Source organism: Pseudomonas sp. GWSMS-1, assembly GCF_049847425.1.
In the GTDB taxonomy this organism is placed as follows: Bacteria; Pseudomonadota; Gammaproteobacteria; order Pseudomonadales; family Pseudomonadaceae; genus Aquipseudomonas.
The window spans coordinates 461,401-487,327 of sequence record NZ_JBMHHV010000005.1 but is presented as its reverse complement, the minus strand read 5'-3'; the positions used below and the strand labels follow the sequence as shown (position 1 = coordinate 487,327).

Below are 25,927 nucleotides of genomic sequence, written 5' to 3'. Positions count from 1 at the left end.
TTTAACGTTTAGGTTGACATGAAGCACGCCGATTACCTTCGCCACCGTCTGACTTGCTTCGCCAGCGATCCCCGCTGCCCGACTGATTTCGACTTGGGTCTTAAGGCAGTTATTTCGGGTATTTCAGTATCCTCCAGCCTGACATCTAGACGCTACCCAATCTGGCCTTTAGTTCGTGAACACTTAGATGGAGTCTTTGAGGACTGTATCAGGCGCTATAACAGCAAGCTGACAACGATGTTGCTGGCGGGTATTCCGCTGTCGGAAATGACACATCGCCCCCCGATCTATATGCCCCCTCCCATTATTCCCGGGCAGAGTGTTGATACCTACCTAAATGGAAAGATTACGCAGAGTTGTTTAGTGGACGTGAAGCCAGAAAATATGACCGAGATCGACTGGCAACTTCTGAACCTTGACTACTGGGATTCAAATCTGAGGTTTGTCTTACGCAGTTTGCTTCGTCCTGCGGAAGTTTTGCTTCCTAAGCTTGATGCTCTATTAGGCACTCTTGAGTCGGTGCGTGAACTGTTCCGACTCTTCAGGGGTTTTAGGCCGAAACTTACGAAGGCGCTCTGGGATTTAGATGCACTAATAGATAGCCGTACTCGTTCGCAGGGCACGGCGCACTGTGAGCTTTGTTGGCGAGAGAGCATCAGATCTAAAAAGCTGGAGGAGATCGATGCTAAACAGCGAGATGCGGTTAGAGCAGTGCTTGGCACTAGTATTGTTGATGAAGATGGAAAGGACATAATGTGGGTGCAGGCTTGTATGCCGAAGGTAGATCGGCACTTTCCCCTGAAAATTACGAAGATCCCGAGCTTAGAGGCTGCAGAGATCAATCAATTAGTTGAACGGTTCAAGATTGAGCGATTTTTTGCTGGGAATCTAAGTGATCGTTATTGCTCTATCCATAAGCCGGGCTCATCTAAGTACCATGCCGATCTACGCTACAAGTCTGCGTTTCAGCATCAACTCAAGGTGCTTATGGGCATGGCCAGGTCAGAGTTCGCGGTCAACTTTAGCCCTCCTGATGCAGCTGATATCCAGGAGGTGCGTAAGGCGGCCTATGACCAAGTGCATTCAGGCCTGCATGCAATTGCTCCAAGCCGCGGCAAGGTAATGGGGCTGCGTGAGAAAGTCTGGCTTATGCGTGATGAGGGGCTCAGTCAGTCTGAAATGGCAAGGCGCCTGGGTGTTTCGCGTCAGGCCATATCCAGGGCCAAAAAGAGCCTAGAGGAGCTGCTAAATAATCATTTCGCGGGCAACCGCCTTAATCAGATAACAGGCGAAGCGGATGTGTCTGCGCGAGTTTTGGACGAAATTCGAGATGGATTGAGGTGTGGACTGCCAATCGCAGCCATCGCAAAAGCAGTGAGGCTTAACAAAGGAACGGTAGATGGGCTGGCTCGTCTGATTGGCAGCAGTTAGCCCTGGAGTATTTTCAAGTGGAAGCCGCTTTTGTCCCGGCGAATTTTCAGTCGGAAGAAGTGACTGGAGCTATTAAAGGCTGGTGATGACTCAGGATTGTCTAGTGTCCAGTTTGTCCAATTTACTAACTAGATCCTCAGCCCTCAGGTGCGTGTAGCGCTTCAGCATCTGCATCGACTTGTGCCCGCTGATCGCGGATACCTCCTGGTCGGATAGGCCGCCCTCGACCAGCCGGCTCACAGCCTCATGTCGAAGATCGTGGAAGCGCAGGTCGGGCATGCCTAGCTTGGTTTTCAGCAAACCCCAGGTCTTAGTGAAGGCGTAGGGGCCGCGCTTGCCGCTTTTGCCCGGCTCGCCAAAGAACACTAGGTCACAGTCAATCGGGCGGATCGGGTTGTTCAGCGCCGCCTGGAATGTCTCTGTGGCCCATTTGCTGAGCGGAACAGTGCGTGCGCTGTCGTTCTTGGTGTCTGAGAGGCGCACCACGCGCTTTTTCATGTCGACCTGTTGTCTGCGTAGGGATGTGATCTCAGACGAGCGCATGCCGGTTTCCAGGGCAATGCGGACGATCCAGCCGAGCATGGGGTTGCTGTGATTGTTTACGGCTGTCAGCAGGCGGCGCTCTTCTTCTGCGGACAAGCGTCGGTCGCGGCCCTCGCCGGGGCTGGGTTTGCGGATGTTTAGCACTGGGTTGAAGCTGAGGCCTAGCCCCCATTCCTGAATCGCTACAGTGAACAGGTGGCTAAGTAGGGCAAGCTCCAGACGCACGGTGTTGTTGCTAGTGGGCTTGCCGCGATTGGTGATCGAGGCCAGGCGCGTATCGCGGTAGCTGGCGATGATTTCAGCGGAGAGCGCGGCCATGGAGTATTTGCCAAGGTGGCTGATCAGCTGTTGGGCTTTGGTGGCTTCGGCGCGCTGGGTGGTCGGTTTCTTGGTGGGGCTGATTTCGCTGAGGTAGCGTTTCAACGCCATTTCCAAAGTCATACGCTCGGAGCCGCTGCGTTGGATGTACACGCCCCTGACCATTTCGTCTTCGGTGCGGCGCGCCCAGTCTTCGGCATCGCGCTTGGTGCGGAAGGTTTTGGTGTTAGTCGGCCAGCCGGTTTTGCGCACCAGAGCCTTCCAAGTGCCGGCATCCGTTTTGACGATGGTGGCCATTTTTTCTACTCCAAAAGCGTACCGCTGTACCGGCACTGTACTGAATTTGTACCTTTGGACTATAGGACTGGTAAAGCTGTTTTTCTCGCAGACATGAAAAAGCCGCGCAATGCGCGGCTTTAAAGGTGGTGGGCCCACACGGACTCGAACCGTGGACCAAAGGATTATGAGTCCTCTGCTCTAACCAACTGAGCTATGGGCCCTCAGAGGCGGGCGGATTATACCGGTGCCTTCGCGGTAGCGCCAACCGAATGGCCTGGAGTGAGGCAGTTTTGTACGAAGGCGTCAGTTTGGATGGCGGCTAATAACAAAAATAGAGATGCCTGCGGCCTTCGGCAACGACAAGCCTCAGGGCACAACCAGCCAAATGAACGCGATTAGACCGTGAGCCGAATAGCCTCGCTAATCGGCTCACCGATTAGCAAACCCGTGAATGCCCCTGGCTCTGGCTGCAGCCCAACTGCTCGCACTTCAGCCGGCAAGCCGAACCGAGTGCTCAGCCGCCTACTCGATGGCAGTGAGCGTGGCGTTGAGACCGGCATCAGCGCCGCTCAATACCAGGCAGCAGCCAAGGCCTCTAAAGCAACGGCTACTCGCCACCTAAGCGACCTTGTGGCGAAAGGGCTGCATCGCCGCCTGCCGAGAGGTGAGCGCAGTAGTCGCTAACCGGTAAATAGCGCAGGCAATGCTCCCGCCTAAACGTCACAACGGCGCAGGCCCGCGACTACGGCTGCAATACTATCGTGCCATTACGCCAAATTTCGGTACTATCCGGTTAACTCAGGATTTTAGAACGCGAAGAAATGGACTTCACACCCGTCATCGCCCAAGTCTGGGGCATGCTGGCCTGGTTTATCCCAGGCGTACTATTGATCGGCCTGCTCAAGTCGCCTTGGGCCAAGGGCTATATTGGCGAACTCCTAGTAAGGCTGTTCGCCCATTGGCAGCTGGATAAACAGACCTACCGCCGTCTGCACAATGTCACCCTGAACACGCCAGACGGCACCACGCAGATTGACCACGTATTCCTCTCGCCTTACGGCATCTTCGTGCTGGAAACGAAGAACATGAGCGGCTGGATCTTCGGCAGCGAGAAGCAGGCGCAGTGGACGCAGAAGCTCTACAAACACACCTTCAAATTCCAGAACCCCCTGCGGCAGAACTACAAGCACCTCAAAGCCCTGGAAGCCACCCTTGGCGTGAACCCCGAGCACCTGCACTCGGTGATCACCTTCGTTGGCGGCAGCACCTTCAAAACCGAAGTGCCGGCCAACGTGACCCAGGGCATCGGCTTTATCCGCTATATCCAGTCATTCCAGCAGGCGGTGTTTAGCGCAGCTGAAATCGACGCCATGCTGCACGCCCTGCAAACCGGCCGCCGCGCGCCGACGCTCGCCACCCAGCGCGAGCACGTGCAAAACCTCAAGCGCCGCAGTGATCCGACAGCCGAGCGGCAATGCCCGAAATGCGGCAGCGCACTGCTGATCCGTACCGTTAAATCAGGGGCGAAAGCGGGGCAGCAGTTTTGGGGATGCTCGACTTTCCCTAAGTGCCGAACGATGCAGAATATTTGAGCGGCGGAGAAATGAAACGGTCAAGGACTCCCAAGGTAGAGAATAAATCTGCCTCCTTTTTCTTCTAGATTTGAAAGGTTGAATATGGCCAATGCAAGGACAACTTATCATCCCGAAGAGCACAGTATGCTTTATGCCGAGACGGGGGGAATCTGTCCGCTTTGCACTTGCGAAATAATTTATACAAAACCAGGTTCCAAGAGCCCGAAGAAAGGATACGAGGTAGCCCATATTTACCCCTTGAACCCAACTCCCGCTCAGATACTAGCACTCGTAAATCATAGCCCCCAGTAGATATCAACGGACTCGCCAATGTGATCTGCTTGTGCCCAACCTGCCATAGAAAATACGACAAAGACTTCAAGATTGAAGAATATGATAGATTGCGAAGTATAAAAGACGGATATATCCGAGATGCCAAAGCACGTAAATCAATCTCAGAACACAGCCTTCGAGAAGAAATCAAAGAACTCATTGAGACCATTTGTAACCTTGATGATGAAAACATCAACAGCTTTGATCTAAAGCTCAATGCATCAACACTGAATGACAAGCTAAAAACCGGTGCCAGCCCCTTACTCAGAAGAAACATCCGAAATGATGTAGTCGATTATTTTTTCACTATCCGGGACGAATTACGGCTACTAGAGCACCGAGACCAAGCGGCTGTAAAAATTCTACTAAATCAAGTGAACACATATTTCTGGGATATGCACAGCCAGTACCCAGCGAGCAAGGATGCTATCTTCAACTACATCGCACAATGGATAAGCACCAAGAGCGGGAAATCAATAGAGGCATCAAAAATCATTACTTCATTTTTTGTGCAAAACTGCGAGGTATTCGATGCTAGTACCAAGTAAATTCACAAAGCTTGAAGAGTCCACTATATTCAAGATGCATGTAATTTTGGCAAAAAAGCAATCTGGTGAAACAGTGGCACATGCCCTAGAGAAGACCAAAGAACATTTTCTGGACGCGTCTGAATTCCTCGCAGCAATGGACGTTTTATTTTTCCTAGGTTACCTAGACATCCAGGAAGACACAGGAGTGATTGAATATGCTTAAACAAATTAAATGCAGTCTATTCAATCAAGAAAAAATAGACTTCCAAGCTGGCCTGAACGTTGTGCTTGGTGATGATGAGGCGAAAAAACTCTATTGGTAAATCTTCGGCACTCCTAGTGATCGACTTCGCCATGGGGGGACGGAGTCTACTGATGGACAATGCAGGTGTAATCAAGACACTTGGAAATCACACATACAACATCACGTTTGAATTTTCCGGCAAGCCGCTTTATATAAATAGATCGACAGAGCACCCTGATGTCGTCGAAATATGCAGCCCCAACCACATTAAGTTCGACGAGATACCCTTGGAGGCATACAAGGAATCTCTAAAGAACCTATATGAATTAAGCTCACTCGATAGTAAATTTCGCTCTTTAGTAAGCCCTTTTTCCAGGATTTGGAATAAGGGCGAATACGATCCTGACTCTCCACTGGCGGGTGCCCCTAAGGAAAAGCTTAGCGTCGCAATTTCCAGACTTCTTGACCTATTTGAACGCACCAATGATGTATCTACCGAGCGTGCAGTTTTGCAGTCATTGAAGGAAAAGAAAGATATAATTAGAAAATCAATGACTGCGGAAATCATTCCACGGATTACGAAGACACAGTACAAAACTAACCAGCAGTTGATCACGAGTAACTCGCAAGCTATTAGTGACCTCAAGGATAATTTTGCGGGTGCAATCTCAGCATACGAAGCTCTATTTGACGATAAGTTGCGCGAGATTCAACAAGGCAAAAACGAGTTAATCCAACAGAAGAACCTAGTTTCTACGAGAAGGGAAAAACTTCAACGAGACATTTCCGGGGTTTCTCCTCGACTCACAGCAAACATTGCACTCGTAGCTGAATTTTTCCCATCTGCGAATCTCGAACGGTTGCAAGAAGTAGAAAAACTCCACGAGAAAATTGGAAAATATGTAAGCAGAGAATTAAAAACCGAACTTGAAAACCTAACCACTAGAGATATCGAGCTTACCGCAAATATAGCTTCACTCGACCATAAAATAAAACTAGCACTCAATGCAAAAGGAACACCTACAGACTTATTCTCCAAGGTCTTTGAAATCAAAGAGGCGACCGACAAGGCCAGAGATGAGAACCGTTTCCATGACCAAAAACTCTCCATTGAAGAGGGCGAAGCAGCCTCCAAAACACGCCTTGATGCTATTTATGACCAAATATTTATAGACATCGAAAACTCAATTAATCACAAGTTGAGACACTTCAATAAAGTAGTGTATGGGCCGGAGCGAAACCCGTCACAGCTTCGCATAAAGAGTGCAAACGCCTACAACTTTACCTCCCCTCTAGATACTGGAACAGGCAAGTCATACGCGGGCCTTGTAGGCTTCGATCTAGCGATACTCTCGCTTACTCGCCTCCCCTTTGTAATTCATGACTCCATGATTTACAAAAATATTGAAGTCGCAGCGACCGAAAACATTATTCGAATCCTAGGTTCGGTTAAGCAAAAACAGATATTCCTCGCTTTTGATGAAGCTAAGAAGTTCAGCAAAAAAGCTCAAGAAACTCTGCAGGCCCACAAAGTTCTGCAATTGCACCGCAATCAGTTGCTCTACATACAAGACTGGAGAGATAAAGCAAAAACGACGTAGGGTCGGCACCTTTCAACGTCGTGTCGCACCGATATCATCACGTCCATACTAAATTATTCAACCCGCGATTGAGGCGAAACTGCCGAAGCTGCTCACCAGATAAAAAGTGGACAGATTTATTTTCTTCCTTCGTCCGGTTGATCCCACTAAGTATAAGCAACGACCAATCTATGGCCGCACCCACACCTCAATCCCCGCTGTACCTTTCCCGCATTTATACGCAAAAAAGGTACAGCACAGATACACACGTGAGTTTTTGCTAATTACGCCTAAATACGCTATCGCCCAGTAACCACAATACTTTCAGCTCACTGTACCTGCACTTAGCTACGCACGATTTCACTGGGTTTACAGCGTTTCCAGGCAACTCATTATCCTTTAGCACACGGTTCAATTCCGTGTGTAACCAGCAAACAAAAAGCCGCGCATTGCGCGGCTTTTGCCTTTTTGCCCATAAACGCGAGTTGGGTTCCAGCTCAGCTGTTCTGCTGCGCTACATAGGCTTGGAACGCCTGCAGCGGCAGCGGTTTGCTGAACAGGTAGCCTTGGAACTGCGTGCAGCCGTTGCTGAGTAAGAACTGCTGCTGTTCTTCGTTCTCTACGCCTTCGGCGATCACCGTCATGCCCAGGCTTTGCCCCAAGCCGATAACCGTACGCACGATGGCTTCGCTGCTGCTGTCGGTGAGTACGTCGCAGATAAATGAGCGGTCTATTTTCAGGGTGTCGAGGGGCAGGCGTTTGAGGTGGCTGAGGGAGGAAAACCCGGTGCCGAAGTCGTCCAGCGAGAAGCGCACGCCACGTTCGGCCAGGGCGCTCATTTTGTGCTGCAGGTCTTCGAGGTCTTGCACGATCAGGGTCTCGGTTAACTCCAGGTCGAGACGCCGCGCATCAATGCCGTGCTCGTCGAGCAGCATGAGGGTGTCCGCCACAAAGCTGGGCTGACGGAACTGCTTTTGGCTGATATTGACCGCGAGGCCGATGCCTGCGAATAGCGGCTCGTTCTTCCAGCAGCGCAGTTGCCTGACGGCTTGCTCAAGCACCCACTGGCCAATCGGGATAATCATCCCGGTTTGCTCGGCATGACCAATAAACTCGGCCGGGGCTACGAGCCCACGCTGCGGGTGCTGCCAGCGGATCAACACTTCGGCACCGATGACCTGGCCCGTACGGTTGAGCTGAGGCTGGTAATGCAGCACGAATTGCTGCTCACACAGCGCCACGTGCAAATCGCGGTCAAGTATTGAGCGCTCGACGGCATCGCTCTGCAGAATATGTAGCAGCACAAACAACATCAGCATGGCCACGATGCTCTGCACCCAAGAGCCGGTCACGCGCACCTCATCCGGTAGGTTGTAGGCGCTTGATGGGGCCCAGGGTGATGAGGCCAGCGCGGTGAATAGCCCGAGACACAGCAACGCAACGCCGTAGCGCAACCACATCGGCTCATCCCGGAACGCCATCAGCGCGGCTACCGCAATGGGCAGCAGGTAAAGATGCGTGGCCCGTGGCGCCGCTGTGGTGTTGGGGTCCAGCAGCAGGGTCATGCCGACAATCACCAGGATAATCACGCCAAACAGCAGCAGGTTGGCCAGGCGCACTTGATTGCGCAGGGTCAGGATAAATACACCCAGCCCACAAAGGATCAGCAGCAGGTCCATCAAGACGATGCCCCAGCCCCCCTGCAGGGTGAAAAAGACGCCCCATAAACTACCGACAAGCACCAGCACCAGACTGGCGAGCATGCGCATACGCCGCTCACGGCGCTGACCGATCAAGAGCAGATCAGGCGAATACCAGAGTTTGGCGACCTGTTTGGCAAAGGACGAAAGAATGGTCATGAAGAATCCCTGATTGACCTATTGATTCGTGAACCGCGCCTTGGCGCACTGAGTTTTCAGCGCGGCGCTGGGGGTTACCGAGTGAGTGTAGTCGCCGCTGTGGGCGCCCTGCACGATTGCAGGCCCAGCTTAGAACTCGCTGAGGCGAACGCTAGGCATTGCGCGGCCGACCAACTGGTTACGGCCCTGTGCCTTACCGCGATACAGGCGCTGGTCGGCACAGTGGTAAAGCTGCTCGGCAGTTTGGCCGTCGCTGGGCCATTCGGCCATGCCAAAGGTCACTGTCAGCACGATCTGCTTGTCGCCGTAAGTCAGCGGCTTACTGGCGATTTGTTCGCGCAGCATTTCCACTAAGGGTTCGGCCGCACTGTGTCCGGTATTGCGCAGCAATAAGCCAAATTCCTCACCGCCCAGGCGGCCTAGGGTGTCGGTGTTGCGTAGGCGCTGGCTGAGGCTGTTGCAGATATGCTGCAGGGCCTGGTCGCCGGCAGCGTGACCGTATTGATCGTTGACCCGTTTGAAGTGGTCAACATCCAGGATCACCAGCACCAACTTGGCCTGGCTGCGCTGAGCCTCTCGTACGCTCTGCTCCAGGCTCTGCTGAAAACTGCCCCGATTAGCCACGCCCGTCAGGGCGTCAGTACGCGCCATGAGCTGCAACTGTTTATAAGCAAAGGCACGGCGGGCTTCGTAGAGGTGCACAAAAACCATGAGCAACACACCACACAACAGCGCATTACCCAGGTCGATCAACCCCTCAGCATCTAGACGCACGGGATAGGTATTGAGGTAGAGCAGGCAGGCGGCGAGCACAAAGGGCAGCGCCAGCATACTGCCGCGCTTACGCCCGAGCAGCAGGTAGGACATGACGGGAATGATGTAGACCCAGACAAATGCGGTCTTGGAGGCATTGGGAATAACGATGATGTACAGCATAAAACTGAAGGTCGGCAGCAGGTAGAGGTAGATCCAAGGCAACAGGTTGCGTGCCCTGACAATGCCCCATACACCCCACAACAGCGCCACGCAGAAGATCAGCTCAATGCTCGCAAACAGGTAATTGCCGGCCATAAACTGCAACGCGCAGAACACCCCGAGGGTCAGCCCGGTGCAGGCATAGATCATCCGAATTAGCGAACGACGGCCGAGATACTGCAGGTCGTCGACTGCAACGTTGTTATCACCGTCCATGTTGGCGCTCGACTTAAAGGGCATAACTTGCCACTTCATAGATGCTTGGTAACCTGCACTTTGCCTGAAAACCTAACCGATTAGCCAGGCTGGCAACAGCGCTCGCTCGCCGAGGCACAACAATCAGCGCGCTCACGCCCTACACCAGGCACTGATGCATCAGGCATGCAGCGCGGCAATGGCCCTACCCCTATCATTCGGCGTCCACCTACATAGCCAGTGCGAGCGTTTACCCTCGCGTTAAACCGGCTCCTGCAGACACCTCAAAGAAGCATCAAGGCCAGCCGCTCAGGCACGCGCTGCGAGCAGGGGCGGCATCGGGCAATCAAGAATATCGGCCACAGCGCGCAGCAACTCGGCCTCAGCGGCATTGATCTGGCCGTCATGTTCGATGCAGCGCGCCATGGCCTTGAGCAACTGCGGTTTCTGCAACGGCCGCAGCAGGCTTAAACGCCGCAGTGCACGTTCTAGCGCAGACAAACCACTGGCATCGGCCGCTAGCAGTTGGCCAACACTGAACGGCAGTTCGCTGCCCGCCTGGTTGAAGGCGCGTTGCGCGGCCGCCTCGTCCACGCCACCCGCACGGGCCAGCAGTGACAACACCACGCGCACTTCAGCGGCCAATTCCGGCAGCGCGTAGCGGCTGGCTTGTGCGCGAACGCCTTCGACATTGCGCTCGACAATGCGCAGCAAGGTCCACTCCAGTAGAGCAACCCGGCCATCGGCGCGAATCAGCAGCGCCAGGTTGGCTTTCAGTGCGGCGAACTGATCGACAGCCAATTGCTTGAGCGCCGGCATGGCCAAGTCCAACAGGGGTAAACGCATACCCGCGGGTAACTGACGCAGCGGCGCGCGCACGCATTCAAGCTGCGTCGCCACTTCGACGCTGATACGCGGCTGCAGCAGGGCCAACTGCTGCGCCGATTGCGCCTCAGCCGAGTCGAGCAATAGACCGTAGAGCAGCGCCTCTGCGCCATTGCAGCTGTGCGCAGCCGTACTCAAGGCCTCATCCAGCTGTGCCAGTGAGCGACGCGCAACGACAAGGTGCGGCGCCTGCGGATCACCAATGGCGCCAATTGCCTCACTCGCCGAGGCTGAGCTTAAACCCGGCACAAAGGCACTCGCACCAGACCCACGGGCGGGTGAATCACTGCCCTCTGCGGCAGGCACTGCAGCGCTGAGCGCAGGCACCTGCGGGTAACGGCCATCCCAGCCGGGAGTAATCCGGCGAATGCGCTGATCCAGTGGTGGATGAGTGGCCAGCATGCCCTCCAACGCCTGGCTGATGCCGGCGGCAAAGTACATATGGCTGAACTCGGCAGCATGCCCGGCTTGCAGTTGCGAGCCGTAGAGGTTGCCGCCGATTTTCTTCAACGCCCCGGCGATGCTCTCCGGATTGCGGGTGTACTGCACCGCCGAAGCATCGGCGAGAAATTCGTGCTGGCGGCTCACCGCCGCTTTGATCAAGTTGCCGAAAAAAGTCCCGGCATAGCCCAACACCCACAGCGTGACACCGATGGCGAGCACCACCGCCACCGAATTATCGCGACTGGAGCGACGACCGCGACCGCGACCGCTGCTGCGCAGCAGAAAACCACCGATCAGCCCCAGCAGCAGAATGCCGTGCAGCACCGACACCAGGCGGGTATTGAGGCGCATATCGCCGTGGAAGATATGGCTGAATTCATGGGCAATTACGCCCTGTAATTCATCGCGGCTGAGCTGGCAGATCGCCCCTCGGGTTATCCCAATCACCGCATCCTGCTGCGTCAGGCCGGCGGCAAAGGCGTTGATCCCGGCATCATCGAGCACATACACCGGCGGCACCGCGGTGCCCGAGGCCAGGGCCATTTCCTCGACCACATTGAGTAGCCGGCGCTCTTCGAGGTTCTGTGGCGACAGGTTGATCAAGCGCCCACCGAGACGCTCGGCAATCGCCTGCCCGCCACGGCTCAGTTGCAGCTGCTTGTACAGGCTGCCCAGCAACACCACACCGACAACCGCCAGCGCTACGCCGCCTACCAATGGCCAACTGGGCAGTAGGCTACCCGGGCCATCAAACAGGCCCTGGGAGCTCTGATGATTGCCAAATAGCTGCCAGATTGCCCCCAGCGCCAGGCTGGTCAGGGTAATCAGGCTCAGAACCGCCAGCACCATCAACATCAATAAACGCCCGCTGTGACGCCGGGCGCGATCCTGCTGCTCGAAGAAATTCATCCCAGTGCGCCCTTAGTTCAGAACGACACCTTTGGCGCGTCTTGAATCGCGGCGCTGTCGGCGAACTCCAGCAGGCTGGCGTCTTGCGCGTGACCGAAACTGGCGGCCAGTAACACCGGCGGGAATGACTGTTTATAGCTGTTGTAGGCCATCACCGCGTCGTTGAAGGCCTGGCGAGCGAAGGCCACCTTGTTCTCGGTGCTGCTCAACTCTTCACTGAGCTGCTGCATATTCGCCGACGCCTTGAGGTCCGGGTAGGCCTCAAGCGTCACATTAAGGCGGCCCAGCGCACTATTCAGCAGACCTTCTGCGCCGCTCAGTTGTGCCATGCCCTGAGCATTGCCCGGCTGCGCTGCGGCGGCCTTGAGCCCGGTTACCGCGTTATTGCGCGCGGCAATCACCGCTTCCAGGGTTTCCCGCTCATGGGCCATATAGCCCTTGGCGGTTTCTACTAGGTTAGGGATCAAGTCATAGCGGCGCTTGAGCTGCACCTCGATCTGCGCAAAGGCATTCTGAAAGCGGTTACGCAGCTTCACTAATTGGTTGTAGATACCAATCACGAAAAAAATCAGCGCGGCGATAACGGCCAGGAAAATCAGCGTGGAGATGGACATGGGGGAAATCCTTATCGCATACAGGGGAATGACCGATGGTAGCGGAAAAGCGCGTGGGGAAATGCTCACCCGCGCACCCCGCACGTGGGTCAGGACTGCGTCGCCCCACAACTCCACTTATGTCACGCCATCGCGGTGAGTGGGCGCTACTATCCGCGCGACTTCTTCGAGGCCTGCAGATGCCAGGCCGCACAAGCGCGGCGGGAGGAGACGCTGAGCTGGTTTGCCACTCTGCAGGCGCAAGGTCAAAGCAGCTGAACCACAAGCAGACTGGAGCAATCGGGCAAAGGAGAAGACGTAACGGTTGGGCGAGTGCCAAAAAAGAAAACCCCGCGATTGCGGGGCTTTTGCAGACTGTTTGCTGTCATCCTTGATCTGCTTGCCGTCCTGGCAGCTATCCCACGTATCCGTTTTTTTCAATGCGCTTCCTGCGCGACGTCCATGAGCACAGATTAGCCATCGGCCGATGCCAGGCATAGTGGCGATCCGCAGCACAGGGTGTAAGCAATGGCTTACATCGCCACAACCAAGCACCTGCTCGGCTTTATTTTGTGACGCAGGTCTTGTTAGACTCGAGGCGTCTTACCAAAACAACAACAGAGCCCGTCAACGGCGGTCACTGGGGCCACTTATGCGCTCACTGCTTCTTGTCATCGGCTGCCTGGCAGCCAGTATCAGCCCGCTTGCATTCGCCAATGGGCAAAACCAACTTTCCGATCCCAAAGCCGCCGTACAACTGTTCTGGAACCCGCTTTATGCCCAGGGCGGTACCTCGCTGTATTGCGGCAAAGCCTTTAGCGGGGAAAGCGGTCAGTTCAAAGCCAGCCCGGTTTACAGCAGCAAGCAGCTGAAAAGTGCCCTGCGCTGTGTCACCAACCGCCAGTGCGCGATCATGAATCCGCGCTACGTCTATATGGCGTCTGACCTGCACAACCTCTACCCGGCCCTGACCCGCGTCGAGCTGGTGCGGCGTAACGCGCAGTTCGGCGATCTGGACGACAGCGTGCCAAGCAAATTCGATGACATCGGCTGCGACATGAAAACCAGCTTCCAACTGGTAGAACCACGTGACGACGCCAAGGGCAACGTCGCACGGGCGATCTTCTATATGCACGTCGAGTACGGCCTGCCCATCGTCGGCCAAGTGCAGGTGTACAAGCAGTGGCACCAGATGGACCCACCGGACGCCGACGAAATAGCACGCAACGACAAGATTGCCGACCTGCAGGGCACACGCAATCGCTTTATCGACAACCCCGAACTGGTCGAGCAGCAGATCAACAACTGATCCGCAGCCTCTCGGCGCGCAGCGATTAAGCGCTACACCCAGGCACAAAAAAACCGGCGCACTGGCCGGTTTTTTTGTTATGCCAAAACGCTTAGAACTGCGCAGCATCCAGTAGATACAACGACTCGCTACCGGCTTTAACCGACGCCGTCAGCGAGTAAATACGCGGCAGCAGGCGAGCGAAGTAGAAACGCGCGGTACCCAGCTTGCTGACGTAGAACTCGTCCTGATCCTGCTTGGCCAGCGCGGTGCGTGCCATCAGGGCCCACATGTAGGCGTAGGCGGTATAACCGAACACCTGCAGGTACTCGACCGAGGCGGCGCCGACTTCGTTCGGGTTGGCCTTGGCGCGTTCCAGCAGATCGGCGGTCATCAGTTCCAGGTTGGCGATGGCGTCTTTCAGCGGCTCGATAAACTCGGCCAGGCTGCTGTCGGCGGAATCGGTGAAGGCTTTGATCTCTTCGGCGAAGTGCTTGTAGAACGCACCGCCGCTGCCAACCACTTTACGGCCGACCAGATCGAGCGCCTGAATGCCGTTGGTGCCTTCGTAGATCTGGGTGATGCGGCAGTCGCGGATCAGCTGCTCCTGGCCCCACTCACGGATATAACCGTGGCCGCCGAAGATCTGCTGGCCGTGGGTGGTGGTTTCCAGCGCCATATCGGTGAGGAAGGCCTTGGCTACCGGGGTCAGCAAAGCCACCAGCTCTTCCGCGCGTTTGCGGGTGGCGGCGTCTTCGCTGAACTTGGCGGTGTCCAGCTGCATGGCCACGTAGCTGGAGAAGGCACGGCCGCCTTCGTTCAGCGCTTTCATGGTCAGCAGCATGCGACGTACGTCCGGGTGCACGATGATCGGGTCGGCGGCTTTGTCCTTGGCTACCGGGCCAGTCGGCGCACGGCTCTGAATACGGTCGCGGGCGTATTCCACGGCGTTCTGGTAGCTGCGCTCGCCCAGAGACAGACCCTGGATGCCAACGCCCAGGCGCTCGTAGTTCATCATGGTGAACATCGCGGCGAGGCCCTTGTTCGGCGCATCGACGATCCAGCCGGTGGCTCCGTCGAAGTTCATCACGCAGGTGGCCGAGGCCTTGATGCCCATCTTGTGCTCGATGGAACCGCAGGACAGCGAGTTCTTCTCACCCAGGGAACCGTCGGCGTTGACCATGACCTTCGGTACCAGGAACAGCGAGATGCCTTTCGGCCCAGCCGGTGCGTCCGGCAGCTTGGCCAGTACCAGGTGGATGATGTTCTCGGTCAGGTCGTGCTCACCGCCGGTGATAAATATCTTGGTACCGGAAATCTTGAAGCTGCCGTCAGCCTGAGGTTCAGCCTTGGTGCGGATGATGCCCAGATCGGTGCCGGCATGCGGCTCGGTCAGGCACATGGAGCCTGCCCACTGGCCGGAATACATGTTTGGCAGGTACTTTTCTTTCAGCTCTTCGCTGGCGTGAGCGTTGATCGACAGGCAGGCACCGGCCGTCAGCATTGGGTACAGGCCGAAAGAGAGGTTGGCCGAGTTGACCATTTCCTCGACCTGGGCCGAGATCGCCTTGGGCATGCCCATGCCGCCAAAGAGCGGATCGCCACCCACGCCGACCCAGCCGCCATCGGCGTAGGTCTGGTAGGCCTCGGGGAAGCCAGCCGGGGTTTTCACCGCGCCGTCTGCCCAGGAGCAACCTTCTTCGTCGCCACTGCGATTGAGTGGGGCGATAGTACCGGACGTGACCTTACCTGCCTCTTCGAGAATGGCTGCGGCGGTGTCTTCATCCACCACTTCCGCCAGGGCCGGCAATTGGGCCCACAGCTTGGAAACTTCAAACACTTCATTGAGTACGAAGCGCATATCACGCAGGGGGGCTTTGTAGTCAGCCATGGGGCAAATCCTCGGACGAACCAGCAGGTATAAAGATGTGCAGGGAGTCTAACCGAACAACTTTTTAGACACATAGCGTCACGTAATGACCAAATAGTCACCCCGTATTTAGCCGGCCACACATAGCAAAAACCCGCCAAACGGCGGGCTTTTAGCAACACGTACCGCCTGTCAGAGCGCGAAGTGCTCGGCCGGCAAGCGCATCAGGCATTCGCTGCCCGCCTCGACACCGGCTAGGTGCATGGCCGTACGCGGCAACAGGCGCTTGAAGTAGAACTCGCAAGTGGCCAGCTTGGCCTGGTAGAACGCCGCCTCGCTCGTGCCTGCCGCCAACTGCTGCTCGGCTACCTCCGCCATGCGCAGCCAGAAATACCCCAGGATGACGTAGCCGGAGTACATCAGGTAATCCATCGACGCCGCACCGACTTCGTCCGGGTTCTTCATCGCGGCCATACCGATCTTCTGGGTCAGCGCGCCCCATTGCTGGTTGAGTGTCGCCAGTTGCGTGACATAGCCCTTGAGCTGCGGATGCTCGGCCTGGGCCTCGCAGAACTTATGCACGATCTTGGTAAACCCGCGCAGCAATTTACCCTGGCTGCCGAGCACCTTGCGCCCGAGCAGGTCGAGGGCCTGGATACCGTTGGTACCTTCGTAGATCAGGGCAATGCGGCAGTCGCGCACCAGCTGCTCCATGCCCCATTCGCGGATAAAACCATGGCCGCCGAACACCTGCATACCGTGATTGGTCACCTCCAGGCCGGTCTCGGTCATAAAGGCTTTGCAGATTGGGGTGAGGAACGCCAAGAGGTTTTCCGCCTCCTCACGTTGCTCGGCGCTGGCGCCGCTGTGCGCCTGGTCGATTAGCTGCGCAGTGAAATAGGCCAGCGCACGATTACCTTCGTTCAGCGCCTTCATGGTCAGCAACATGCGCCGCACATCAGGGTGCACGATGATCGGATCGGCGGCTTTGTCTGGCGCCTTAGGCCCGGTGAGTGCGCGCATCTGCAACCGCTCACTGGCGTACTTGATTGCCCCCTGGAAGCTGGTTTCACCCAGACACAGCCCTTGCATACCGGTACCCAGGCGCGCGTGATTCATCATGGTGAACATGCAGTTGAGGCCCTTGTTGGCCTCGCCGATCAGATAACCGGTGGCGCCGTCGAAGTTCATCACGCAGGTGGCTGACGCCTTGATGCCCATTTTGTGCTCAATCGAGCCACAACTGACGCCATTGCGCGCGCCCGCTTCGCCCTGCGCATCCGGCAAAAACTTGGGCACGATAAACAGCGAAATGCCACGCGTGCCGGCTGGCGCATCGGGCAGTTTTGCCAGCACCAAGTGAACGATGTTCTCGCTCATGTCGTGCTCGCCAGCGGAGATAAAGATCTTGCTGCCGGTGACCGCATAGCTGCCGTCGGCCCGGGGCACGGCGCGGGTCTTGATCAGGCCCAGATCGGTGCCGCAGTGGGCTTCGGTGAGGCACATGGTGCCGGTCCAGTTGCCTGCGGTGAGCTTGCTGAGGTAGGTCTGCTTCTGTGCTTCGCTGCCGTGGGCATGGATCGCCGACATCGCGCCATGGGTCAGGCCGGGGTACATGCCCCAGGACAAGTTACTGGAGCCGACCATCTCGCTGACGATTAACCCCAGTGAGGACGGTAAGCCTTGGCCGCCGTAAACCGGGTCAGCGGACAGGCCATTCCAGCCGCCTTCGACGTATTGAGCAAAGGCCTCCTTGAAGCCCTTGGGCGTGGTCACTACACCGTCATTGATCTGGCATTCTTCTTCATCGCCAGAGCGATTCAGCGGCGCCAGCACCTGCTCGCAGAATTTCGCACCTTCGGCCAGGATGGCACTGACCATGTCCGGGGTGGCATCGCTGGCACCCATCGCGGCGTAGCCTGCTTGAAAGTCGAAGACCTCATTGATCAGAAACTGCATATCGCGCTGGGGGGCTTTGTATTCGGGCATGCCGGCTACTCCATGATCTAGAACGTGGGTCAGCTCACTACGCTAAGCCTCACGCCTGACCACAACAATCACCTTGCGAATGCTGAATACACAGCCATTAGCTAGCTGCCTTAGGCGCGCACTGCCGTGCTCACAGGCTAGCGCGTGCTTTCTTTACCACCATAACCTTGTCCGAAACGCCACTTAACCGTCACCGGATGGCCGCGAATGAGCGGCCATAAAAAAACCGCCACCCAAGGGCAGCGGTTTTTTTGACCGGAAACGGACTGAGGCTTAGTAGCCCAGCGCGAAGTCTTCTTCGGCCATGTCCATCAGGTTGTTGGCGCCAGACAGCATCGCTTCTACGTGCGTACGGGTACGCGGCAGAATACGCGCGAAGTAGAAGTTTGCGGTCTGCAGCTTGGCTTTGTAGAACGCCTCGTCTTCAGCACCGGCAGCAATCTTCTCGGCCGCCAGACGCGCCATGTCAGCCCAGAAGTAAGCCAGACAGGCATAGCCGGAGTACATCAGGTAGTCCACCGAAGCGGCACCGACTTCTTCACGGTCCTTCATGGCGGCCATGCCCACTTTCATGGTGATGTCGCCCCACTCTTTGTTCAGCTTAGCCAGCGGCTCGACGAGGCCTTTGATGGCTTCGTTGGCTTCATTGGTCTGGCAGAACTTGTGCACGATCTTGGTGAAGTTCTTCAGCGCGCCACCCTGGGTCATAAGGATCTTGCGACCCAGCAGATCCAGTGCCTGAATGCCGGTGGTGCCTTCGTACATCATGGAGATGCGGCAGTCGCGAACGTTCTGCTCCATGCCCCACTCAGCGATAAAGCCGTGACCACCATAGATCTGCATGCCGTGGTTGGCGGCTTCGAAGCCCACTTCGGTCATAAACGCTTTGGCGATCGGCGTGAGGAAGGCCAGCAGTTCGTCTGCAGCTTTCTTCTCGGCTTCGTCTTTGCTGTATTTGACGATATCAACCTGCTTGGCGGTGAAGTACACCATCGCGCGGTTGCCTTCGGCGAAGGCTTTCATGGTCAGCAACATACGACGCACGTCCGGGTGGACGATGATCGGGTCGGCGGCCTTGTCCGGCGCTTTCGGGCCAGTCAGGGAACGCATCTGCAGACGCTCACGAGCGTACTTAAGGCCGCCCTGGAAACCCAGCTCAGCATGGGCCAGGCCCTGCAGAGCGGTACCCAGACGTGCAGTGTTCATAAAGGTGAACATGCAGTTCAGGCCTTTGTTGGCTGGACCGATCAGGTAACCGGTGGCGCCATCAAAGTTCATTACGCAGGTGGCGTTACCGTGGATGCCCATCTTGTGCTCGATCGAGCCGCAGGTAACGGTGTTGCGCTCACCGACATTGCCTTCAGTGCTGACCGTGAACTTCGGCACGATAAACAGGGAAATGCCTTTGGTGCCTTGTGGTGCGTCGGGCAGACGCGCCAGTACGATGTGGACGATGTTATCGGCCATGTCGTGTTCACCAGCGGAGATGAAAATCTTGGTGCCGGAGATCTTGTAGGTGCCGTCAGCTTGAGGCTCGGCCTTGGTGCGCAGCATGCCAAGGTCGGTACCGCAATGTGGCTCGGTCAGGCACATGGTGCCAGTCCACTCACCGGACACCAGCTTGGTCAGGTAGGTGTGCTTCTGATCATCGGTGCCGTGCTCGGCGATGGTGTTCATGCAACCGTGCGACAGGCCTGGGTACATGCCCCACGACCAGTTAGCGGTACCGACCATTTCGCTCAGCACCAGACCCAGCGACTCCGGCAGACCTTGACCGCCATGGTCGGCGTCGTGCGCCAGGCTCGGCCAGCCGCCTTCAACATACTGCTGGTAGGCTTCTTTGAAGCCGGTCGGAGTTTTCACGCCTTCTGGGGACCAGGTGCAACCTTCGGTGTCACCTACACGGTTCAGCGGAGACAGTACTTGCTCACAGAACTTGGCGCCTTCCTCAAGGATGGCGTCGACCATGTCTGGAGTAGCGTCCTGGCAGCCAGGCAGGCTCTGATAATGCGCTTCGTAGCCGAGCAGTTCGTCGCGTACGAAACGGATATCACGCAAGGGGGCCTTGTAATCAGGCATAGCGGTTGACCTCTGCGGTGGATTCTTAATGTGTAGGTGACCGGATATTCGGTCGTTTTCGGGAGCAATCCCGGTGCCCGACTGCCGTGTTGGCAAACAGGCTAATCAAACAAGCGTTTGAAACATACGTTTATGCCTATTTAATGTCAAGCGCCCCAAGCGCCGCTTAAGTCATCAGGTCGACAAGCGGGGTTGGCTCCTGCAAACCACTCAGCTGCGCGTACAGATCAAGACTAGGTGGCGGCGGCCGGTTCTGCTGGGTAGGCGCAGCGGACTGGCTCTCATCGACGGGCTTGCCTTCATCCTCTTGCCGCAGCTCAGCGCGCGCATCCGTGTCGGCCTGCACTTCACTGCGCTGCAGTTGCGCCAGCTGAACGCGAGCCTCGGCCTTCTGCCCCAAGGCTTGCGCCGCCACCTGACGGTCTTGCGCCGAGGGTTCGGCGGGCGCCAAAGCGGCGCGGATCACCACGTCCATTTTGCTCAGTGTGGCTTCGGGGTCATTCGCCACGGGGCCGGTATCGATACCCACTTCGCCGCCCACTGCATAGCGTTTGCCATCCGGGCCACGCGTGTAGGTATAGGTGGGTGACCCCGCATATTGTCCGCCAACCGCCGCATGAGCTTGCTCATGGCTGCGCACCTCCAGATCACGGCTGACCAGTTCAGCAATTTCGAGCTGCTCACGTTGCTGCTGCTCGGGGCTTGGCTCGCCTTGAGTGCGCGTAGAGGTATCGGCGTTGGTAGAGGTGTCGGCGGGGGTGTCGGCTTCTTCGCGCGCAGAAGCCGATTGCTCATCGGCTAACGCCTGAGGAGCAGTGACGGGGGCTTGAGTGGCGCGGGTAATGTCAGGGGAAACATCGGGGGAAACGCTCGCCGCAAGGAGGCGAGCCGGCAGAGGATTGGCTACAGCCGCAGGATAGGACGATACGCCGCCAATCTGCATGCAATGATTCCTCGCCCGGAGTTGCCTGCCCCTTTAACAGCCTTGAGTGCGTCCGGGGCGGAGACTCAGGCCGTGGTATCAATAAGAGTGCCTAAGACCTCATCGGCCGTTTTGACCACCTTGGCACCCGCTTGCGCCTCATTCTGTCCTTGGCGCAGGGCGACCAGGCTTTCTGCCAAATCGGGACGAGTCTGTTCGGCCGAGCTAGGCGCAGGATTGACCTGATTGGCCGGCGGCGTGGAATTCGGCTGCTGCGGCTGGGTGAGCGCATTGCTGGCGATGTTCGCTGCGGCCTGATCGACCCGGCGCTGGCCGGATTGAATGGTGCTGATGCCCGAGTTGAAGGCGCTGCCTGAGATTTCCATGCTTAAGCTCCCGCTTTAGCCGACCACTAATGGAGTTGATTTAAGCAGAATTTGCTCGAAAAACGTACAGACAAAAGGCTATGGTAATTCGCCTGCTTATAGCGGGTTACGCAGAATATCGAGGTTGAGATAACTGGAAACCGCAGCCGGCGTAGCCTCCGCCAGGCGCGGTACATAGCCCAAACAAGGCGCGGGCAACCACTCTGCCAGCGTTGCTAAATTGTCTTCAAGGCGCGAGGTCAGTGGGTCGACAATATTGGCTACCCAGCCGGCCAGCGGCAAACCGTCACGCAAAATCGCCTCGGCCGTCAGCCGCGCGTGATTGATACAGCCCAGCCGCACACCGACCACCAGAATTACCGGCAGCTGCAAGGCAATGGCCACGTCCGACAACGTCGCCTGTCCGGCTAGCGGTACGCGCCAACCGCCCGCGCCTTCGACCACGGTGAAGTCCGCACGCTTGTCTAGAATGGCTTGCACCGGCCCTTGTAGCGCCGCTACATCCAGCAATACATCGGCCTCGCGTGCAGCCAGGTGGGGGGCAATGGCGGGCGCAAACGCTAGCGGGTTGACCTCCTCGTAGCGCAGCTTGAGGGTGCACTCACCCAGTAACGCCAGGGCATCGTCATTGCGCAGGCCATCGGTCGTCAACACACAGCCCGAGGCAACCGGTTTGGCCGCGGCCGTAGACAAACCCGCCAGTCGCGCTGCATGTAACAGGGCGGCAGCGACGGTGGTTTTACCGATTTCGGTATCGGTCCCGGCGACGAAAAATGCCTGATTCATCTAGTTAACCTCCTTACGCAACACGCCGTAGAGCACCTGATAGGTCGCTGGCAAGCCTTGCGGCTGGCGAAACTGCTCATAGGCCTTGAGCAACGCCAGCATGCGCGCCCGCCCCGTCAGGCCACCCGGCCGACCAGGATTAAGATTGTGCGCGCCGAGGGCTTTCAGCTCATGGGTCAGGCTGCGCACATCGGGGTAATACAGCGTTTCAGGCGTGGTGTGCAGGCTTAATAGCGCCAGCTCGCTGTCGCCACATAGGCGCTGATAATCCTCAAGCTGGCGGAAGCGATTGACGTGCACAAAACCGTCCACCGCCTGCCAGCTGTCACGCAACTCCTGCAGGGTGCCGACGCACAGGCTGCTAAACGCCAGCACACCACCGGGGCGCAATACGCGCGCGGCTTCACTGAGCACCGCCGAAAAATCCGCACACCATTGCAACGCCAGACTGGAAAACACGAGGTCGCAGGACTGATCCTGCAGCGGCAGGTGCTCAGCATCGCCGGCAACAAACTGCTGCGCGCCGCCCAACGGCCGGGCGTGCTGCAACATGCCTTCGGCGATATCCAGCGCCACGCCCTGACTGGCCGGGAAACGCTCGCCCAGGGCACGACTGAAATAGCCGGTGCCGCAGCCCATATCAAGCCAGCGTGCGGGCCTGATCGAGGTGGGCAACTGCGCCAGAAGCTGCTGGCCGACCTTGCGCTGCAAAGCAGCCACACTGTCGTAGCTCTGCGCCGCCCGGGAAAAAGAGGCCGCTACCTGACGTTTGTCAGGCAGGCCGCCGCGTGCATTTTCGGCTAGATCAGTCATGATCGGCCCCCTGCAGAAAACCCTGAATAGCTGCGGCGATTGCATCGGGACGCTCAAGGACGAAGGCGTGGCTGGCGTGCTCAATCAAACCGATCTCAACATGCTTCAGCTCCGCCAATAAAGCCTGGGCCACGGCCGCGGGGACCAGCGCATCAGCGCCAGCGAACAGGTGCAGCTGCGGGCCGACAAACGTCTGCAGCGCAACTCGCGTGTCCAAGGCAGCCAGCACATCCAATCCAGCCAGCAGCGTGGCCGGCTGAGACAGCGGCGCAGCCGCGAGCAACTGCCGCGAAAGGCCACGTGCATCCGCCGCCCCTTGGGCGCAAAGCAGGGCAAAGCGCTTCACGGTAGCCACCGTATTGGCAGCACAGCCCTGACGAAATCCAGCAAAGGTTTCGCCAAGCATGGCGCTTGGCCAACTCGGCTCGGCAACAAAACGCAGGTTACTGGCCAACGTCAGCACGCCGCGACAGCGCTCGCCACGGCGTGCCGCCAGTTCAGCCGCAAGCATGCCACCCAGGGACCAGCCGCCCAGCCAAGCGTCCTGTGGCAGCCTGGCATCCAACTCATCCAGCCAGTCGGCAGGGTCGCTGGAATCCAATGGCGGCAGCGGCTCAATCGCCACATGCAGATGCGGATCAAGCCCGCGCAAGGCATCGACCAGCGGCTGCAATGGCGCAGTTCCCAAGCCCCAGCCCGGTAACAAAATCAGCTGATCACGCATGCAAGGCACCCTCGCCCGCCAACAGCGGCCAGCACTCGGCCAGGGCTTCCAGCAATAACTCCAGCTGCTCCAGGCTATGGGCTGCGGACAGGGTCACGCGCAGGCGGGCGCTGCCAGCCGGCACGGTGGGCGGACGAATTGCGGTGACCAACAGGCCACGCTCACGCAACATCTGCGACAGCTGCATGGCACGGCCACTGTCGCCAATCAGGATCGGCTGGATCGGTGTGGCGCTGTCCATCAGCTCAAGGCCGATGGCTTGCGCACCCTCACGGAAGCGCTTGATCAACGCTTGCAAATGCTCGCGCCGCCAATGCTCGCTGCGCAGCAGTTCCAGGCTTTTCAACGTGGCGCAGGCCAGCGCCGGCGGCTGGCTGGTGGTGTAGATGTAAGGCCGAGCGAACTGCACCAGGGTTTCGATCAATTCCTCGCTGCCGGCGACAAAGGCACCGGCCGTACCAAAGGCCTTACCAAGGGTGCCGACCAGCACCTGGACATCATCTATACCGAGGCCGAAATGCTCGACGATGCCCGCGCCGGTTGCGCCCAGCGGGCCGAAACCATGAGCGTCATCAACCATCACCCAAGCATTGGCGCCACGCGCTTCGGCGCACAGCGCCGGCAGGTCGGCCAAGTCACCATCCATGCTGAATACACCATCGGTGACCACCAAGGTATTGCCCGTAGCTTTGCGCAGGCGATTGGCCAGGCTCACCGCATCATTGTGCAAATAGCGGGAAAACCGCGCGTTGCTGAGCAGCCCGGCATCCAGCAGCGAGGCGTGATTAAGGCGATCTTCCAGCACGCTGTCGCCCTGCCCGACCAACGCCGTGACCGCGCCCAGGTTGGCCATATAGCCGGTCGAAAACAGCAACGCACGCGGCCGTCCGGTGAATTCGGCAAGCGCCTCTTCCAGCTCGTGATGCGGGGTGCTGTGGCCGATCACCAGATGCGACGCACCACCGCCAACGCCCCAACGCGCCGCGCCAGCCCGCCAGGCTTCAATCACCTGCGGGTGATTGGCCAGACCGAGGTAGTCGTTAGAACAGAAGGCCAGCAACTGACGGCCATCAACGGTGACCAACGGGCCCTGCGGCGACTCAAGCAGAGGGCGCTGGCGATAGAGGTTGGCGCTGCGGCGCTCGGCAAGGCGAGTGGCAAGATCGAAAGACATAGGCAAGACCCGGTGGATAACCGCAAGCGGGTTAGCCACCCTACAAAGGACTAGGTAGGGCGGGTGAAACGACGCTCACCCGCCCTCCGACTTCAGACGGCAGCGTTATAAAACAGCATGGAGTCGCGCTGCTCGACCAGGGCTTGCTCGATAGCGGCCTGGTGCACTTCATCGGCATGCTCTTCGCGCTCTTCCGGCTTGATGCCGAGGCGGGCGAACAACTGCATGTCCTTGTTGGCCTGCGGGTTGGCGGTGGTCAGCAGTTTCTCGCCGTAGAATATCGAGTTGGCGCCAGCGAAGAACGCCAGGGCTTGCATCTGCTCGTTCATCGCCTCGCGCCCAGCCGACAGGCGCACGTGCGACTGCGGCATCATGATCCGCGCGACGGCGAGCATGCGAATAAAGTCGAACGGGTCAACGTCCTGCTCATCGGCCAGTGGCGTGCCTTTGACCTTCACCAGCATATTGATCGGAACCGACTCCGGATGCTCCGGCAGGTTGGCCAACTGAATCAGCAGCCCGGCGCGGTCATCCAGCGACTCGCCCATGCCGAGGATGCCACCTGAGCAGATCTTCATCCCCGAATCACGCACATAGGCCAGAGTTTCTAGGCGCTCGCCGTAGGTACGGGTGGTGATGATGTTGCCGTAGAACTCCGGCGAGGTATCCAGGTTGTGGTTGTAGTAGTCGAGGCCCGCCTCGGCCAACGCCTGGGTCTGGTCTTTATCCAGTTTGCCCAGGGTCATGCAGGTTTCCAGGCCCAGAGCCTTCACACCTTCAACCATCTTCAGCACGTAGGGCATGTCTTTAGCCGACGGGTGTTTCCACGCCGCGCCCATGCAGAAGCGCGTGGAGCCGATGGCCTTGGCCTCAGCGGCAGCCTCCAGCACCTTCTGCACTTCCAGCAGTTTTTCCTTCTCCAGGCCGGTGTTGTAGTGGCCGGACTGCGGACAATACTTGCAGTCTTCTGGGCAGGCGCCGGTTTTGATCGACAGCAGCGTCGAGACCTGCACGCGGTTGGCGTCGAAATGCGCGCGGTGCACGGTTTGCGCGGCGAACAGCAGGTCGTTGAACGGTTGCTCGAAGAGCGCCTTGACCTCAGAGAGAGTCCAGTCGTGACGCAGGTTGGCAGCGGTGGTGGCGCTCATCGGTAATTCCTTATTGTTGGCGGCGCACTGCTAGATTCAACAGGCGCGACACGGAT

General features: G+C 57.6%; 21 protein-coding genes, 1 tRNA gene and 1 pseudogene. 7 read left to right on the top strand and 16 right to left on the bottom strand.

The window, feature by feature from the left end; all coding sequences use genetic code 11:
* The first annotated feature begins 18 nt into the window (after positions 1–18).
* Positions 19–1,431 (top strand): MarR family transcriptional regulator, encoded by a 1,413-nt coding sequence (locus ACEPAJ_RS05625; protein WP_425914036.1) that lies wholly within the window; start codon positions 19–21, stop codon positions 1,429–1,431.
* Between the two features lie 90 nt (positions 1,432–1,521).
* On the opposite strand, the gene ACEPAJ_RS05620 is transcribed toward ACEPAJ_RS05625, so the two are convergent.
* Together ACEPAJ_RS05620 and ACEPAJ_RS05615 are read right to left on the bottom strand one after the other, a co-directional pair.
* Positions 1,522–2,589: a tyrosine-type recombinase/integrase gene (locus tag ACEPAJ_RS05620; protein ID WP_425914034.1), complete on the bottom strand. Its 1,068-nt coding sequence runs from the start codon at positions 2,587–2,589 to the stop codon at positions 1,522–1,524.
* Positions 2,590–2,715: 126 nt separating this feature from the next.
* Positions 2,716–2,792, bottom strand: a tRNA-Ile gene (locus ACEPAJ_RS05615).
* A 289-nt stretch (positions 2,793–3,081) separates the two neighbouring features.
* On the opposite strand from ACEPAJ_RS05615, the pseudogene ACEPAJ_RS05610 reads away from it, so the two are divergent.
* From ACEPAJ_RS05610 to ACEPAJ_RS05590, 5 genes and pseudogenes are all read left to right on the top strand, one after another.
* Positions 3,082–3,255 (top strand): annotated as a pseudogene (locus tag ACEPAJ_RS05610) (DUF4172 domain-containing protein); the annotation flags it as partial.
* A 137-nt stretch (positions 3,256–3,392) separates the two neighbouring features.
* Positions 3,393–4,163: an NERD domain-containing protein gene (locus tag ACEPAJ_RS05605; protein ID WP_425914033.1), complete on the top strand. Its 771-nt coding sequence runs from the start codon at positions 3,393–3,395 to the stop codon at positions 4,161–4,163.
* Between the two features lie 314 nt (positions 4,164–4,477).
* Positions 4,478–5,026 (top strand): ABC-three component system protein, encoded by a 549-nt coding sequence (locus ACEPAJ_RS05600; RefSeq protein ID WP_425914031.1) that lies wholly within the window; start codon positions 4,478–4,480, stop codon positions 5,024–5,026.
* The gene (locus tag ACEPAJ_RS05595; protein ID WP_425914029.1) at positions 5,010–5,231 is read left to right on the top strand and encodes an ABC-three component system middle component 7; all 222 of its coding nucleotides are present in this window, start codon (positions 5,010–5,012) and stop codon (positions 5,229–5,231) included. The genes ACEPAJ_RS05600 and ACEPAJ_RS05595 overlap by 17 nt, the downstream gene beginning before the upstream one ends.
* 152 nt (positions 5,232–5,383) lie before the next feature.
* Positions 5,384–6,853 (top strand): DUF2326 domain-containing protein, encoded by a 1,470-nt coding sequence (locus ACEPAJ_RS05590; RefSeq protein ID WP_425914027.1) that lies wholly within the window; start codon positions 5,384–5,386, stop codon positions 6,851–6,853.
* A 476-nt stretch (positions 6,854–7,329) separates the two neighbouring features.
* Here ACEPAJ_RS05590 and ACEPAJ_RS05585 read toward each other — a convergent pair whose 3' ends face one another.
* The 4 genes from ACEPAJ_RS05585 to ACEPAJ_RS05570 all read right to left on the bottom strand — a co-directional run bounded on the left by ACEPAJ_RS05585 (position 7,330) and on the right by ACEPAJ_RS05570 (position 12,713).
* Positions 7,330–8,691: a putative bifunctional diguanylate cyclase/phosphodiesterase gene (locus ACEPAJ_RS05585; RefSeq protein WP_425914026.1), complete on the bottom strand. Its 1,362-nt coding sequence runs from the start codon at positions 8,689–8,691 to the stop codon at positions 7,330–7,332.
* A gap of 129 nt (positions 8,692–8,820) precedes the next feature.
* A complete protein-coding gene (locus tag ACEPAJ_RS05580; protein WP_322949813.1) occupies positions 8,821–9,921 on the bottom strand; it encodes a GGDEF domain-containing protein in 1,101 nt (366 codons plus the stop codon).
* Positions 9,922–10,170: 249 nt separating this feature from the next.
* A complete protein-coding gene (locus ACEPAJ_RS05575) occupies positions 10,171–12,099 on the bottom strand; it encodes a M48 family metallopeptidase (RefSeq protein ID WP_425914025.1) in 1,929 nt (642 codons plus the stop codon).
* Between the two features lie 17 nt (positions 12,100–12,116).
* Positions 12,117–12,713, bottom strand: a complete 597-nt coding sequence (locus ACEPAJ_RS05570) for a LemA family protein (protein ID WP_425914023.1) — start codon at positions 12,711–12,713, stop codon at positions 12,117–12,119.
* A gap of 631 nt (positions 12,714–13,344) precedes the next feature.
* On the opposite strand from ACEPAJ_RS05570, the gene ACEPAJ_RS05565 reads away from it, so the two are divergent.
* Positions 13,345–14,001 (top strand): endonuclease I family protein, encoded by a 657-nt coding sequence (locus ACEPAJ_RS05565; protein ID WP_425914021.1) that lies wholly within the window; start codon positions 13,345–13,347, stop codon positions 13,999–14,001.
* Between the two features lie 91 nt (positions 14,002–14,092).
* On the opposite strand, the gene ACEPAJ_RS05560 is transcribed toward ACEPAJ_RS05565, so the two are convergent.
* From ACEPAJ_RS05560 to bioB, 10 genes are all read right to left on the bottom strand, one after another.
* Positions 14,093–15,871, bottom strand: a complete 1,779-nt coding sequence (locus ACEPAJ_RS05560; protein WP_425914019.1) for an acyl-CoA dehydrogenase C-terminal domain-containing protein — start codon at positions 15,869–15,871, stop codon at positions 14,093–14,095.
* A 171-nt stretch (positions 15,872–16,042) separates the two neighbouring features.
* The gene (locus tag ACEPAJ_RS05555) at positions 16,043–17,839 is read right to left on the bottom strand and encodes an acyl-CoA dehydrogenase C-terminal domain-containing protein (RefSeq protein ID WP_425914017.1); all 1,797 of its coding nucleotides are present in this window, start codon (positions 17,837–17,839) and stop codon (positions 16,043–16,045) included.
* Positions 17,840–18,112: 273 nt separating this feature from the next.
* Positions 18,113–19,918: a phenylacyl-CoA dehydrogenase gene (locus ACEPAJ_RS05550; RefSeq protein WP_425914016.1), complete on the bottom strand. Its 1,806-nt coding sequence runs from the start codon at positions 19,916–19,918 to the stop codon at positions 18,113–18,115.
* A gap of 166 nt (positions 19,919–20,084) precedes the next feature.
* Entirely contained in the window at positions 20,085–20,861 is a 777-nt protein-coding gene (locus ACEPAJ_RS05545; RefSeq protein WP_425914015.1) for a putative metalloprotease CJM1_0395 family protein, read from the bottom strand.
* A 65-nt stretch (positions 20,862–20,926) separates the two neighbouring features.
* Positions 20,927–21,226: a hypothetical protein gene (locus ACEPAJ_RS05540; RefSeq protein ID WP_425914013.1), complete on the bottom strand. Its 300-nt coding sequence runs from the start codon at positions 21,224–21,226 to the stop codon at positions 20,927–20,929.
* A 96-nt stretch (positions 21,227–21,322) separates the two neighbouring features.
* A complete protein-coding gene (gene bioD / locus ACEPAJ_RS05535) occupies positions 21,323–22,012 on the bottom strand; it encodes a dethiobiotin synthase (RefSeq protein ID WP_425914012.1) in 690 nt (229 codons plus the stop codon).
* Positions 22,013–22,825: a malonyl-ACP O-methyltransferase BioC gene (bioC, locus tag ACEPAJ_RS05530; protein WP_425914011.1), complete on the bottom strand. Its 813-nt coding sequence runs from the start codon at positions 22,823–22,825 to the stop codon at positions 22,013–22,015. It lies immediately after the preceding gene.
* A complete protein-coding gene (locus ACEPAJ_RS05525; RefSeq protein ID WP_425914009.1) occupies positions 22,818–23,549 on the bottom strand; it encodes an alpha/beta fold hydrolase in 732 nt (243 codons plus the stop codon). The genes bioC and ACEPAJ_RS05525 overlap by 8 nt, the downstream gene beginning before the upstream one ends.
* Positions 23,542–24,723 (bottom strand): 8-amino-7-oxononanoate synthase, encoded by a 1,182-nt coding sequence (bioF, locus tag ACEPAJ_RS05520; RefSeq protein WP_425914008.1) that lies wholly within the window; start codon positions 24,721–24,723, stop codon positions 23,542–23,544. Before bioF ends, ACEPAJ_RS05525 begins: the two co-directional genes overlap by 8 nt.
* Before the next feature lie 92 nt (positions 24,724–24,815).
* Entirely contained in the window at positions 24,816–25,871 is a 1,056-nt protein-coding gene (gene bioB / locus ACEPAJ_RS05515; protein WP_425914006.1) for a biotin synthase BioB, read from the bottom strand.
* Positions 25,872–25,927 lie beyond the last annotated feature (56 nt).